The following is a 13,053-nucleotide window of genomic DNA, read 5'->3' as shown; positions in this document are numbered from 1 at the left end:
CGCAATTGGAGGTGGGCGTGCTAAGCGGAATGATCAGCGTGGCGCTCGGAAGCGTGCTTGGAGCCATGGCGCGCTACTTCGTCTCCGGCTTCGTGGCGCGGCGCGTGGGCGAGACGTTTCCGTGGGGGACATTGCTGATCAATGTCACCGGCGCTTTCCTGATCGGCATCTTCGGCGCGCTCGCCGAGGACAAGGCCTCGGTCCTTGCGTCGCCCGATCCGTGGCTGTTCGCGGTGACCGGATTTCTCGGCTGCTACACCACCGTCTCCTCGTTCAGCCTGCAGACGCTGACGCTCGCGCGCGACGGCGAGAGCAGCCGTGCGGCGGGCTATGTGGCGCTGTCCGTGGTGCTCTGCCTCGGCGCCGTCGCGTCGGGCTTCACGCTCGCCGATATCTTGAAGTGAGCGGGACGCGATGACCTCCGCAGCGAAATCGAGCACCTGGAACACGGCGATCCTCTACGTCTGCGTCGCCGCCGGCGGCATGCTGGGCAGCCTGGCGCGCTACCTGGCGTCGCTGCTGATCCCCGCGGCGGCAGGCTTCCCGTGGGCGACACTGTTCGTCAACATCACGGGCTCCTTCATCATCGGATTCTACAGCACGCTGAGCGGCCCCGATGGCAGACTGTTTGCGAGCACGCGGCAGCGGCAGTTCGTGATGACCGGGTTCTGCGGCGGCTACACCACCTTCTCGGCGTTCAGCCTGGAGACGTTCCGCCTGCTGCACGGCGGTACGACGAAAACAGCGCTGTCATATATTGCCGTCTCGGTCGTAACTTGGCTCGTGGCCGTGTGGCTCGGCCATCGGGTGGCAAGCCGCCTCAATCGTTTGAAAGGGAGCTGACCATGCAAATCCCGAAGCAGGCGTTGTTGCTGCGCATTTTCATCGGTGAGGACGACAAATTCGGTGGCTCGCCGCTCTATGAAGCGATCGTGCTGAAGGCGCGCGAGATGCCCCTGGCGGGCGCCACGGTGCTGCGCGGACCGATGGGCTTCGGCGCATCGAGCCGGCTGCACACGACGAAGATCCTGCGGCTGTCGGAGGATTTGCCGCTGGTGATCGAGATCGTCGATGCCGAGGACAAGATCAAGGCCTTCCTCCCTGCTCTGGATGGGATGATGTCGAGCGGGCTCGTCACGCTCGAAAAGGTGCAGGTCCTGCAATATGGGACCAAGGCTCCAGCCTGATCGCGGCGCCGCGGACCGCTGCTCCATAGGAGAAATCGATCGGGCCATAGAAAAGCCAAATCGCCGCCATTGGCGGCCACATAGTTCGATCGACAGCCACATTATCGCTTAGGTTCTGATTTCTACCATTTGCCTATCGACACTGCCGCCGCCTTCTGTCCCAAATTACGTTCTCCGTAAAAGGACGCGCGGAGGCTACGTCGCGGCCTGTGGCAGGGCACGCAATCTGGGGGCGGGCGTTTTCGAGTCTGGCCGGCGCTGGTAGCGGCATATCCTGACATGACAGGTGTTGGCGTTTTCGGAGTGCGCGAAGCGATCCTGGCGCGTCCGAAAATTGTGCAAAGCAGCATGCGGCAGCCGATTTGCCTCCTGCTGCGACAACAGGATGGGCGATGGCAGCCGCGCCCGGGACGGTGCGCGCTGCATGGAGGGACGAATGACAACGATTAGCAGCGCCGGCACGATGACCGGCGCCGGGGCTGGCTTCCTCGACAAGGAGCGGACCATTGCGGCCGCTGGCTTCAACCGCTGGTTGGTGCCGCCGGCCGCGCTCTGCATCCATCTCTGCATCGGCATGGCCTACGGCTTCTCGGTGTTCTGGCTGCCGCTGTCGCGCGCGATCGGCCTGACCGCGCCGAAGGCCTGCCCTGACATCTCGCTGGTCCAGGAGCTGTTCACGACGACCTGCGACTGGAAGGTCGCGAGCCTGGGCTGGATGTACACGCTTTTCTTCGTCGTGCTCGGCGTTTCCGCGGCGCTGTGGGGCGGCTGGCTCGAGCGGGTCGGGCCGCGCAAGGCAGGCTTCGTCGCCGCGCTGTGCTGGTGCGGTGGTCTCGTGCTCGGCGCGATCGGAATCCACGTCCACCAGCTCTGGATCATGTGGCTCGGCTCCGGCGTGATCGGTGGTGTCGGTCTTGGCCTGGGCTACATCTCGCCGGTGTCGACGCTCGTGAAATGGTTTCCGGACCGCCGCGGCATGGCGACCGGCATGGCCATCATGGGCTTCGGTGGCGGCGCCATGATCGGCGCGCCGCTCGCCGATCTCCTGATGAACTATTTCAAGACCCCGACGTCCGTCGGCGTGTGGGAAACCTTCCTCACCATGGGCGCGATCTATTTCGTATTCATGATGATCGGCGCGTTCCGCTACCGGCTGCCGCCGGCCGGCTGGCGCCCGGAAGGCTGGACGCCGCCGAGCGAGAAGAAGACGATGATCTCGGAGCATCACGTCCATCTCGACAACGCGCACAAGACGCCGCAGTTCTGGCTGATCTGGTGGGTCCTCTGTCTCAACGTGTCGGCCGGCATCGGCGTGATCGGCATGGCCTCGCCGATGCTGCAGGAAATCTTCGCCGGCAAGCTGATCGGCCTGCCTGACGTCGGTTTCAACGCGCTCAACGCGGCGCAGAAGGCGCAGATCGCCGCGATCGCGGCCGGTTTCGCCGGCCTGCTGTCGCTGTTCAACATCGGCGGTCGGTTCTTCTGGGCGTCGCTGTCCGACTATATCGGGCGCAAGAACACCTATTATACGTTCTTCATCCTCGGCATCGTGCTCTACGCAGCGGCGCCGACCTTCGCCGCGATGGGCTCGAAGCTCCTCTTCGTGCTCGGCTTCGGCATTATCCTGTCGATGTATGGCGGCGGCTTCGCCACCGTGCCGGCCTATCTCGCCGACATGTTCGGCACGCAGTTCGTCGGCGCCATTCACGGGCGTCTGCTGACGGCGTGGTCGACCGCCGGCATCATCGGCCCGGTCGTGGTCAATTACCTGCGCGAGTTCCAGCTCGCCGCCGGCGTCCCCCGCGACCAGCTCTACAACAGCACGATGTACATCCTGTGTGCGATGCTGGTTGCCGGCCTGATCTGCAACTACCTGATCAAGCCGGTCAATCCGAAGTGGTACATGAGCGAAGCGCAAGTCGCGAAACTGCAGGCGGCGACTGCGAGCGCAGGTGCCGCCCAGACCGGCTCGTTCGGCATCGGCAAGGGCGGTTTGGACGCCAAGGCCCTGCTGTTCTGGGCCTTTGTCGGCATTCCGCTCGCCTGGGGCGTGTGGAAGACGCTGGTAAGCGCTGCCAAGATCTTCTGATCCTTCGCGTGCAGCCCGCGGGTACGCTTCGCGCGTCCCGCGGGCTTGCGTACTTTCCCAATATTGAAGAACGAGCCTTAGGGGGATTTCCATGTTCCGCAAAACTGTTTGCCTTGCCGCCATGCTGGTCGTCGCAAGCGCGCTGCAGACGGCCTCGGCCCAGAGCACGAGCAGCGACGCCAAGCCGTCGAAGATCAAGCTGACCACGCAGAAGCTCAAGGAAATGAAGGCCAGATGGAGCGCCAACAGGCCCAAGCTGAAGGCATGTCGCGCAGAGGTGAAGGCCAAGGGGCTCGCGGGCGACGACCGCTGGTTCTACATCGAAGATTGCATGGGCAAGAGCTGAGGCCGGCCCGCGCATCTGAAGGGCGCAAGGAGGGCATCGCGGTACCGCCGCATGCCCCCTAAATCCTTATGAAGCCATCCGATTTGTCTTGGCATCTGGCATGCCAGTGGCTAGAATTCGGTGCTTCCGATCCGAGTCCTGCGAGGCCTAACCCATGAGTCACGATGTCCACCAGGTTCGCCCCTTCGAGCACCCGGGCGGCGGGCGCAAGCGCGCCAAGGCCACGCCCAAGGGACGCCAAGTCGACCCGACCGCAGCCCACGAGATCGAGCTGTTGCTTGGCGACCGTCCGCGGCGGCGGGATCTCCTGATCGAGCATCTCCATCTCATCCAGGACCAATACCACCAGATATCGGCGCGCCATCTCGCTGCACTCGCCGACGAGATGAAGTTGTCGTTTGCGGAGGTGTTCGAGACCGCGACCTTCTACGCGCATTTCGATATCGTGAAGGAAGGCGAGCCGGACATCGCCCCGCTCACCATCCGCGTCTGCGACTCGCTGACCTGCGCGATGCTCGGCGGCGAGAGGCTGCTGGCGGATTTGCAGGACAGCGCAGGTCCCGGCATCCGCGTCGTGCGGGCACCCTGCGTCGGGTTCTGTGACAGTGCGCCCGTCGCCGAGGTCGGTCACCGCTACGTTCTCAACGCCACCCAATCCGAGGTTCTCGCGACCGTTTCGCGCGGCGAGACCGATCCGATCATTCCGGCCTATGTCGACTACGACGCTTACGTGAAGGACGGCGGCTACAAGCTGCTTGGCGATTTGCGCGCCGGGCGGATCGGCAAGGAGGACATCCTCAAGGTGCTTGACGATTCCAGCCTGCGCGGCCTTGGCGGCGCGGGTTTTCCCACGGGCCGCAAATGGCGCGCGGTGCTCGGTGAGCCCGGCCCCCGGTTGATGGCCGTCAATGCCGACGAGGGCGAGCCCGGCACGTTCAAGGATCGCTTCTATCTGCTTCGCGACGTGCACCGCTTTCTCGAAGGCACGTTGATCGCTGCCCACATCGTCGAGGCGTCTGACGTCTACATCTATTTGCGTGATGAATATCCCGCCGCGCACAAGCTGTTGCCGGTCGAGATCGAGAAACTGCCGCCGGGCGGACCGCGGCTGCATCTGCGGCGCGGGGCCGGGGCCTATATCTGCGGCGAGGAATCCTCGCTGCTCGAAAGCATCGAGGGCAAGCGTGGCCTGCCGCGGCACAAGCCGCCTTATCCGTTCCAGGTCGGGCTGTTCGGGTTGCCGACGCTGATCAACAATCTCGAAACGCTCTTCTGGGTGCGCGACATCGTCGAGAAGGGCGCGGAATGGTGGAAGAGCCATGGCCGGAACGGCCGTTTTGGCTTGCGCAGCTATTCGGTGTCCGGACGGGTCAAGGATCCCGGCGTGAAGCTCGCGCCCGCGGGCATCACCGTGCGCGAGCTGATCGACGAATATTGCGGCGGCATGGCCGACGGCCACAGCTTCCATGCTTATTTGCCGGGCGGCGCCTCCGGCGGCATCCTGCCGGCCTCGATGGCCGACATCCCGCTCGATTTCGGCACGCTGGAGAAATACGGCTGCTTCATCGGCTCCGCCGCGATCGTGATCCTGTCGCAGGCCGACAGCGTCAAGGCGGCCGCGCTCAATTTGATGCGCTTCTTCGAGGACGAGAGCTGCGGCCAGTGCACGCCCTGCCGGGTCGGCACGCAGAAGGCCGCGATCTTGATGGAGCGCCCGGTGTGGGACCGGCGATTGCTGGATGAGCTCAGTCAGGCGATGCGGGATGCGTCGATCTGCGGTCTTGGCCAGGCCGCGGCCAATCCGCTTACCTCCGTCATCAAATACTTCCCCGACGAGTTCAAGGAAGCTGCCGAATGACCAAGATCACGTTCGAGCTCGACGGCAAGCAGGTGCAGGCCAAGCCCGGCGAGACCATCTGGCAGGTCGCCAAGCGCCAGGGTAACGAAATCCCGCATCTGTGCTACTCGCCGGAGCCGGACTACCGGCCGGACGGCAATTGCCGCGCCTGCATGGTCGAGATCGAGGGCGAGCGCGTGCTGGCGGCATCCTGCAAGCGGACGCCGACCGTCGGCATGAAGGTGAAGACCGCGAGCGACCGCGCCGTCGCGGCGCAGAAGATGGTGATGGAGCTGCTCGTTGCCGACCAGCCGGCGCGCGAGACCTCGCACGATCCGGATTCGAAGTTCTGGCACTGGGCTGAAAAGTCCGGCGTCACCGAGAGCCGTTTCCCGGCCGCCGAGCGCTGGGCGAGCGATGCCAGCCATCCGGCGATGCGTGTCAACCTCGATGCCTGCATCCAGTGCGGGCTATGCGTGCGCGCCTGCCGCGAAGTGCAGGTCAACGACGTCATCGGCATGGCCTACCGCAACCACGACTCCAAGATCGTGTTCGACTTCGACGATCCGATGGGCGAGTCCACCTGCGTGGCCTGCGGCGAGTGCGTGCAGGCCTGTCCGACCGGCGCGCTGATGCCGGCCGTCATGCTCGACGACAGGCAGACCCGCGTCACCTATGCGGACCGGAAGGTCGACTCGCTCTGCCCGTTCTGCGGCGTCGGCTGCCAGGTCACCTATCAGGTCAAGGACGAGAAGGTGATCTATGCCGAGGGCCGCGACGGCCCGGCCAACCACAACCGCCTCTGCGTCAAGGGCCGCTTCGGCTTCGACTACATCCATCATCCGCATCGCATCACCAAGCCGCTGGTGCGGCTGCCCAATGCGAAGAAGGACGCCAACGACCAGGTCGACCCGGCCAACCCGTTCACGCATTTCCGCGAGGCCTCCTGGGAGGAGGCGCTTGACCTTGCCGCGGGTGGTCTCGTCAGGATCCGCGACACGCACGGCGTCAAGGCGCTGGCCGGCTTCGGCTCGGCCAAGGGGTCCAACGAGGAAGCCTATCTGTTCCAGAAGCTGGTGCGCACCGGCTTCGGCTCCAACAACGTCGATCACTGCACGCGGCTGTGCCATGCGTCCTCGGTCGCAGCGCTGTTCGAAGGCCTGAGCTCGGGCGCGGTGTCGGCGCCATTTGCCGCCGCGCTCGACGCCGAGGTCATCATCGTGATCGGCGCCAACCCGACCGTGAACCATCCGGTCGCGGCGACCTTCATCAAGAACGCCGCCAAGAACGGCGCCAAGCTGATCGTGATCGATCCGCGCCGGCAGACGCTGTCGCGCCATGCCTACAAGCATCTCGCGTTCAAGCCGGGCTCGGACGTCGCGCTGCTCAACGCAATGATCAACACCATCATCACCGAAGGCCTGACGGACGAGCAATACATCGCCGGCTACACCGAGGGCTATGACGAGCTGAAGACCAAGATCAAGGAGTTCACGCCGGAGAAGATGGCGCCGATCTGCGGCATCCCGGCCGAGACCCTGCGCGAGGTGGCACGCATGTATGCGCGCGCCAAGTCCTCGATCATCTTCTGGGGCATGGGCATCAGCCAGCACGTCCATGGCACCGACAATGCGCGCTGCCTGATCGCGCTCGCGCTGATCACCGGCCAGGTCGGCCGGCCCGGCACCGGCCTGCATCCGCTGCGCGGCCAGAACAACGTGCAGGGCGCTTCCGACGCCGGCCTGATCCCGATGTTCCTGCCCGACTACCAGCCGGTCGGGCGCGACGACATGCGCGGTGCCTTCGAGAAGCTGTGGCAGAAGGATCTTGATCCGGTCCGCGGGCTGACCGTGGTCGAGATCATGAACGCGATCCATGCCGGCGAGATCCGCGGCATGTATATCGAGGGTGAGAACCCGGCGATGTCCGATCCCGACCTGCAACACGCGCGCGAGGCGCTCGCCAAGCTCGAGCATCTCGTGGTGCAGGACCTGTTCGTCACCGAGACGGCGTTCCACGCCGACGTGATCCTGCCGGCATCGGCCTTTGCGGAGAAATCCGGCACCTTCACCAACACCGATCGCCGCGTGCAGCTCGCGCGCGAGGTGATCAAGCCGCCCGGCGACGCGCGGCAGGATCTCTGGATCATCCAGGAGATCGGCAAGCGCATGGGCCTGCCCTGGAATTACGCCGGGCCCGCCGACGTCTACACCGAAATGGCGCAGCTGATGCCGTCGCTCGCCAACATCAGCTGGGAGCGGCTGGTGCGCGAGGGCGCCGTGACCTATCCGGCCGACGATCCCGGCAAGCCCGGCAACGAGATCATCTTCACCACGGGATTCCCGACCGAAAGCGGCCGCGGCAAGATCGTGCCGGCGAAAGTCATTCCGCCGGACGAACTGCCCGACGACGAATATCCGATGGTGCTCTCCACCGGCCGCGTGCTCGAGCACTGGCACACCGGCTCGATGACGCGCCGCTCCCAAGTGCTCGACGAGATCGAGCCGGAGGCGGTGGCGTTCATGACGCCGAAGGACATGCGGCGCATGAACCTGAAGCCTGGCGATTTCGTCCGCCTCGAGACTCGCCGCGGCGCGGTCGAGATCAAGGTGCGCTCCGATCGCGACGTGCCGGAGAATATGGTGTTCATGCCGTTCTGCTATGCGGAGGCGGCCGCGAACCTGCTCACCAACCCGGCGCTCGATCCGTTCGGCAAGATTCCGGAGTTCAAGTTCTGCGCGGTGCGCGCCGAGAAGGCGGAACTCCGTTCGGCGGCCGAATAGCGGCCGCCTTTATGCCGCGCCTATGCGGCGCGGCCGCCCGCCCTCTCGATTTCCTATGCCGGCCTTCGCATCTTCCTGACTTCCGGCGCGGTTCGCCCGCGCCGGCATTGGGACGATGGGCATGACCTTGCTACACCTTTACAACGAAGACCGGCACGGTGTTGCCGGCCAGAGCCGCTTCACGCTGACGCGTGCGCGCAAATGGGTTCGCGTGACGCTCCGCACGCTGCATCGCGCGATCGTCGCCGCCAAGGTGCGACGCCTGCAGAGCGAGCTGATGTTTCGCCCGCACTATGGCGACGGGGAAGCCGGCCCGCAGGCGCTGAAGAAATATCCGCAGCAGCCGCTCATTCTCGGCGACAAATGGGACTTCTGACGGTCCGGCCGCTGCGATCGCGGCTAGAGCACGATGAGATCAGGTTGAATCGTCATCGCGCTTTAGATTCCTAATTGAGCATGATCTCCGCGCAAACGCGTTTCGCGTTTGTCGCGAGGGAAAACCGCTACACACTTTTCCGGATCACGCTCTAGGGGCGCATCACTGCAGATGCGGCATGTAGATTGCCGCCTTCAGCGCGATGACGCCTGCAAGCAGGGTGCCTGCCGCCAGCACGATAGCGGCGCCCTTGCAGAATCGTCTCACGGCGGCAAGCAACGCCCTTGGCGCGGTTTTCGTCGTCGCCTGCGGGTAGGTGTTCCGTTCGAAGCCCTGCGTCAGCATTGTCATGGAAGAAATTCCCGGATCTGGCTGCGATCATCGGCAGCCAGGTCGGCAGCCGATGATCGTTCGCTTGCGCGTTTGATGCGCGCAATGTGTCGATGCCGGCATAGGAATGCGAGAGGACCTGGTGCGCCGCGTCATAGGAGGAATGTAAGCGCCGCCGCCGCGCGGCTTTTTCGCAATCGGTTCTTATGCCGCCGCTATGGGTTCGAGCGGAATGTCGTCTCGATTTCCTATGCGCCTGCGCTCATGTTCGCTTCGAAGTCGATGTAAGCGAGGAGTCCGGCGATGGTGCATTTTCCTGGCAGCAATCGTGACGAACGCGCGTTGCCGCCCGGCAGCGCAGGGGGTGTGGATCCGTCGTGGCGCGGCTACCGGTTCGGCAGCACGCCGCAGCGCAAATGGGGGCGCGGTCGCGCCGCGCTCAATCGCGTCAACTTCTATCTGCGCTTCGCGATCGAGGCGATGGCCGATGCGAGACTGCGGCGCGCGCAGCGCGATCCTGGATATCACGGCATCGGCAGGAGGTAGCCGACATGAAACCGCTTCCGTCCGTCGCATCGGAATTGCGCTGGCTGACCAGCGGCGCCGTCGGCTCTCTGCTGGCGTTCCTCTTTCCGACCTGGCACGGTCCCCGCCGGAAGTACCGGCCGGAAAACCACTACATGCGCGGTCCTGGACCCAAGTGGCGCGAGAAGCATCCCGGCGAACGATTCCCGGCCTCCGGCACCTAGCCTGCAGCGACCCGTCTTACGGCGAGCTGTTGCGCCGTGCCGGCAATCCCCGCCACAATCCGATATCGCGTCGGGCCGTCCTTCGCGGCTGGCGCGCTTCCTGCGGTTCGACGCTGACGACCGCGGTGAAGGCGCGCCTGAGCCTGATATCGTCGGTGCGCGCGATAAATTCGCGCAGGACCGCATTGTCAGGCTCGTCCGGCCGCAGGATGGCGGCGCAAAGCTCGGCGCTTGCCCTGCGGAAATAGCTGAACGTCGCCTTGCTGTGCCCCGTCCGTCCGAGCGCGTCGAGCTCGCCCGCGATGGTGATCACGTTCAGCCGGTCGGCATTGTCGTGGGTCACCGCGAAGCGCAGGATCGCCAGCTGCCACGCGCGCAGCATCTTCGCATGCGGTTGAATCGAGGGTGGTGCATTCATGACGGCGCCTCCCAGGCGCGTCGTTCAGATCTATGCCTCGGCTGCCCAGGCCAAATCCTCGTCGGCCACCCCGGCGACGGCTCTTGCGATTACGGCTTTCGCAGCGTCGTCCGGTTCAACGATGGGCAGCCGCGAATCCGGTCGCAACAGACCAAGAAGGCTCAACGCATATTTGAGCGCGGCGGGATCGGCGTCGGCAAGGCAGGCTTGCAGCGGTATCAGTCGCCTGAACAGGTGCCGCGCCGCCTGCGGTCGGCCTTGCTTCAGATTGGTGAAGATCGCCTGGCAGAGGTCAGGCATGACGTTGGAAACCGCCGAGATGCAGCCATCACCGCCGCCCGCGATATAGCCGAGCGCGGTTGCATCATGGCCGGATAGCAGCCGGAATCCCGGGCGGAGCAGGCCCGCCAGACGCAGCGGTCGGCCGACATCGCCGGCTCCGTCGCGCAAGGCCACGAACCGGCTCGATTGCGCCAGCTTTGCGAGCGTGTCGTCGGCGAGCTCGCGAACCGTTCGCGCGGGCGCATCGTGGATGATGATCGGCAGGCGACTATCATCGGCGATGGCCCGGAAGTGCTGGTAGATGCCCGCCTGCATCGGCTTGTTGTAATAGGGCACGACCGAAAGGACGGCGTCGGCGCCTGCCGCTTCCGCGCAGTGCGCCAGCTCGATGGCACGTGCGGTGGCGTTCGAGCCGGCGCCGGCGATGATCCGGGCGCGCCCGCGCGCGATCCCGGCCGCGGTGCGAATGATGGCTTTGCGCTCGGCAAGCGTCAGTGTCGATGCCTCGCCGGCAGTTTCGCAGACCACGACCGCAGGCACGCCTGCCTCGATCTGGCGCGCGCAAAGCCGCGCGAAAGCCTCGAGATCGAGCCCGCCGGCCGCATCGAAAGGGGTCGGGAGATCGGGGATGTAGCCCGTGAGCCAGGAAGCGGAGTCGACGGCGGTCGTCATGGCGGGCTTGTAACGGCTAGGCCGCCTCTTTCATGTGGTTGAAACCCAGACGCCGGGCCGAGAGCACCAGGCCGAGCTGGCACCGCACACCGGCTTCGATCCGGAAGCCCATCCGTTCCAGCTTGTTGCGGATGGTCAGGCAGCACTCCGCATCGCGCGATGCGATGACGACGGCGACAGCAGCGCTGGCGCCGAGGTAAGGCGAGATCCGGGCGAGCGCGGTTTCGATCGCCGCCGGCGTGCTAGCGCCCGCAATCAGGCCGACCGGATACTGTCCCTTCCCGATACGGCTCGCCGCGGCAAGCGTGATGCGAACCAGTCCGCGGCGCCGAAGCGCCGGAAGCAGCTCCACGCCATCTTCGCCGCCGACGATGGTGCGATGATGATTGGACATGTGCGTCAGCGCGATCAGGGTATCGACGAGCTGCTCCCGATCTGAATCCGAACGAGGTTCGATCATCTGGTCCTCCCGCGTGAACGACGGCGTCAGGCGGTAGCCTGGGTCTTGCGCGCCCTGCCGCGCCGGGGTGAAAGCAGTCCGCCGTCGGTATCGAGCTCGATCGCACCCGAGAGCTCGACGATCATTTCGGGGTGCTGGCCGTTCTCGAACAATGCGTATTTGACAGCTTGCGCGCGGTTGACGAACAGGCCGCCGAAGCGGCCATTCTGTTCTTGCGCGACCCAATGGCCGTGGCTGTCGCGGCCGATGAAGACGACGCTGGAAGGCAAACTGCACGATGGAGGTTCGACGAGCTTCACGTTGCTGTTCCTTTCAAAGATGGAGCAGGGCCTGCGCACCGGACCAGCGGACTGCGTTTTCGGAGGAATGCGCCGACGATGGGCGGCTGAGGCAGGCTTGTTGCTCACGGCGCCAATATCGTCCCGGGCAGATATGAATTCGAGGGCAACGCGAAATCGATCTTATAGGCGCGGCATAGCGGCCGTCAGGCCGGCGCGTGGAGGCCGAGCGCGCCGACCAGCGCGTAGAGCGCGGCATAGGCAGCGGCCTCGTCCCAATGGTTGAGGATCGGGCCAAAGACCGGTTCGCGCCTGATGGTGCCGATGACGGCGCACAGCACGATCGACATCCACAGCAGCGTCGCAAGACCCCGTTCGAATCCGATGCTGCTGAAGGCCGCAAATCCGCCGAGGATGAGAATGCGGAAGCCGAAACGAACGAGTGCCTGCTTCGAATTCAGCCGTCTCGACCGGCTCGGCGGCTGCACCAGGCTTCGCTGCTCCGGCATGCGGTTCTTCATCGCTCAGCCGAAATTGTCGCAGCAGAGCGGCTCATCGAGCGGCCGCGCGTCGCACGCGACCGTCGGGACGCTCGGCCGGCTTTCCGGCGCCGCTATGCGCTGGACCTCGACAAGCGCGGCGAGCAATGCCAGCGCCAGATCGGTGTGCCGCGCCTCGACCGATTGATCGAGCCAGTCGGGAAGGCCGCAGGTTCGGGACAGGGCGCAGTACCATTCGCCGCCATCATAGGCGATGCGGCGCAGCTGCCACAGCGGCAGTTCCAGCTCGATCAGCGCCAGCGCCGCGTCCGTCCAGGCGCGCGATGCGATGAAGCGTTCGACCTGCGCACTCTTCTCGCGCTGACCAAGTGACGGGAATCGGCGGCATGCCTTGTCGATGACGTCGCGCAAGAGGCTTTCGCTCGCGCCCGCTGCCTCGCCCAGGCGATCGGCAACGGTGGCGGGCTCATGGTGTTCGGAGAAGGCTGACATGACGGCGTTCCAATGACGGAAAGGCCGCGATCGATGCGGCCGTTGCCGGCAAGATGGTCGGAACGCTGTTGGAAAACGAGAGGGATCGGCAGGCCAAGATATAGGGATTTCATAGGGGCCGGCGACCGGGTGCCGCCATCCGCCTATATGTGATCCTGCGAAACGCGCGAGGCCCGCGCCGCCGCGATGTGGCGCGTCAACGCGATCGCGGCGCTGGCGCCTGCAGGAGGAGGCGGAAGAGGATCGTCTTTATA

At 65.1% G+C, this 13,053-nt stretch carries 17 protein-coding genes; 10 read left to right on the top strand and 7 right to left on the bottom strand.

What is annotated here, in order from left to right:
• The first annotated feature begins 29 nt into the window (after positions 1-29).
• The 8 genes from crcB (QOU61_RS31370) to QOU61_RS31335 all read left to right on the top strand — a co-directional run bounded on the left by crcB (QOU61_RS31370) (position 30) and on the right by QOU61_RS31335 (position 8,618).
• On the top strand, positions 30-404 hold the full coding sequence (gene crcB, locus QOU61_RS31370; protein WP_289655062.1) for a fluoride efflux transporter CrcB: 375 nt from the start codon (positions 30-32) through the stop codon (positions 402-404).
• 10 nt (positions 405-414) lie between these two features.
• A complete protein-coding gene (gene crcB, locus QOU61_RS31365) occupies positions 415-843 on the top strand; it encodes a fluoride efflux transporter CrcB (protein ID WP_289655061.1) in 429 nt (142 codons plus the stop codon).
• 2 nt (positions 844-845) lie between these two features.
• A complete protein-coding gene (locus QOU61_RS31360; RefSeq protein WP_289655060.1) occupies positions 846-1,187 on the top strand; it encodes a DUF190 domain-containing protein in 342 nt (113 codons plus the stop codon).
• Positions 1,188-1,623: 436 nt separating this feature from the next.
• Entirely contained in the window at positions 1,624-3,276 is a 1,653-nt protein-coding gene (locus tag QOU61_RS31355; protein ID WP_289655059.1) for an OFA family MFS transporter, read from the top strand.
• Between the two features lie 91 nt (positions 3,277-3,367).
• Positions 3,368-3,622, top strand: a complete 255-nt coding sequence (locus QOU61_RS31350; protein WP_289655058.1) for a hypothetical protein — start codon at positions 3,368-3,370, stop codon at positions 3,620-3,622.
• Positions 3,623-3,776: 154 nt separating this feature from the next.
• A complete protein-coding gene (locus tag QOU61_RS31345; RefSeq protein WP_289655057.1) occupies positions 3,777-5,480 on the top strand; it encodes an NADH-ubiquinone oxidoreductase-F iron-sulfur binding region domain-containing protein in 1,704 nt (567 codons plus the stop codon).
• On the top strand, positions 5,477-8,242 hold the full coding sequence (gene fdhF / locus QOU61_RS31340; protein WP_289655056.1) for a formate dehydrogenase subunit alpha: 2,766 nt from the start codon (positions 5,477-5,479) through the stop codon (positions 8,240-8,242). Before QOU61_RS31345 ends, fdhF begins: the two co-directional genes overlap by 4 nt.
• Positions 8,243-8,363: 121 nt before the next feature.
• Positions 8,364-8,618 (top strand): hypothetical protein, encoded by a 255-nt coding sequence (locus QOU61_RS31335; RefSeq protein ID WP_289655055.1) that lies wholly within the window; start codon positions 8,364-8,366, stop codon positions 8,616-8,618.
• A gap of 162 nt (positions 8,619-8,780) precedes the next feature.
• On the opposite strand, the gene QOU61_RS31330 is transcribed toward QOU61_RS31335, so the two are convergent.
• Positions 8,781-8,969 carry a hypothetical protein gene (locus tag QOU61_RS31330; protein ID WP_289655054.1) on the bottom strand — a complete coding sequence of 63 codons (189 nt, stop codon included), beginning with the start codon at positions 8,967-8,969 and terminating at the stop codon, positions 8,781-8,783.
• Positions 8,970-9,251: 282 nt separating this feature from the next.
• On the opposite strand from QOU61_RS31330, the gene QOU61_RS31325 reads away from it, so the two are divergent.
• Both QOU61_RS31325 and QOU61_RS31320 read left to right on the top strand, forming a co-directional pair.
• Positions 9,252-9,494: a hypothetical protein gene (locus QOU61_RS31325; RefSeq protein ID WP_289655053.1), complete on the top strand. Its 243-nt coding sequence runs from the start codon at positions 9,252-9,254 to the stop codon at positions 9,492-9,494.
• Between the two features lie 5 nt (positions 9,495-9,499).
• Complete coding sequence (locus QOU61_RS31320) at positions 9,500-9,697, top strand: hypothetical protein (RefSeq protein WP_289655052.1); 198 nt, start codon at positions 9,500-9,502, stop codon at positions 9,695-9,697.
• 16 nt (positions 9,698-9,713) lie between these two features.
• Here QOU61_RS31320 and QOU61_RS31315 read toward each other — a convergent pair whose 3' ends face one another.
• The 6 genes from QOU61_RS31315 to QOU61_RS31290 all read right to left on the bottom strand — a co-directional run bounded on the left by QOU61_RS31315 (position 9,714) and on the right by QOU61_RS31290 (position 12,799).
• Positions 9,714-10,115: a hypothetical protein gene (locus tag QOU61_RS31315; RefSeq protein WP_289655051.1), complete on the bottom strand. Its 402-nt coding sequence runs from the start codon at positions 10,113-10,115 to the stop codon at positions 9,714-9,716.
• A gap of 30 nt (positions 10,116-10,145) precedes the next feature.
• Positions 10,146-11,069, bottom strand: coding sequence for a 4-hydroxy-tetrahydrodipicolinate synthase (gene dapA / locus QOU61_RS31310; RefSeq protein ID WP_289655050.1), 924 nt, complete (start codon positions 11,067-11,069; stop codon positions 10,146-10,148).
• Between the two features lie 16 nt (positions 11,070-11,085).
• Positions 11,086-11,529 carry a hypothetical protein gene (locus QOU61_RS31305; protein WP_289655049.1) on the bottom strand — a complete coding sequence of 148 codons (444 nt, stop codon included), beginning with the start codon at positions 11,527-11,529 and terminating at the stop codon, positions 11,086-11,088.
• A 26-nt stretch (positions 11,530-11,555) separates the two neighbouring features.
• Positions 11,556-11,828, bottom strand: coding sequence for a hypothetical protein (locus QOU61_RS31300; protein ID WP_289661944.1), 273 nt, complete (start codon positions 11,826-11,828; stop codon positions 11,556-11,558).
• Between the two features lie 185 nt (positions 11,829-12,013).
• Positions 12,014-12,316 carry a hypothetical protein gene (locus QOU61_RS31295; protein ID WP_289655048.1) on the bottom strand — a complete coding sequence of 101 codons (303 nt, stop codon included), beginning with the start codon at positions 12,314-12,316 and terminating at the stop codon, positions 12,014-12,016.
• 15 nt (positions 12,317-12,331) lie between these two features.
• A complete protein-coding gene (locus QOU61_RS31290; protein ID WP_289655047.1) occupies positions 12,332-12,799 on the bottom strand; it encodes a hypothetical protein in 468 nt (155 codons plus the stop codon).
• Positions 12,800-13,053: the final 254 nt, after the last annotated feature.

Origin of the sequence: Bradyrhizobium sp. NP1 (assembly GCF_030378205.1) — a bacterium.
Lineage (GTDB): Bacteria > Pseudomonadota > Alphaproteobacteria > Rhizobiales > Xanthobacteraceae > Bradyrhizobium.
This window is presented reverse-complemented; position numbering and strand designations above follow the sequence as displayed.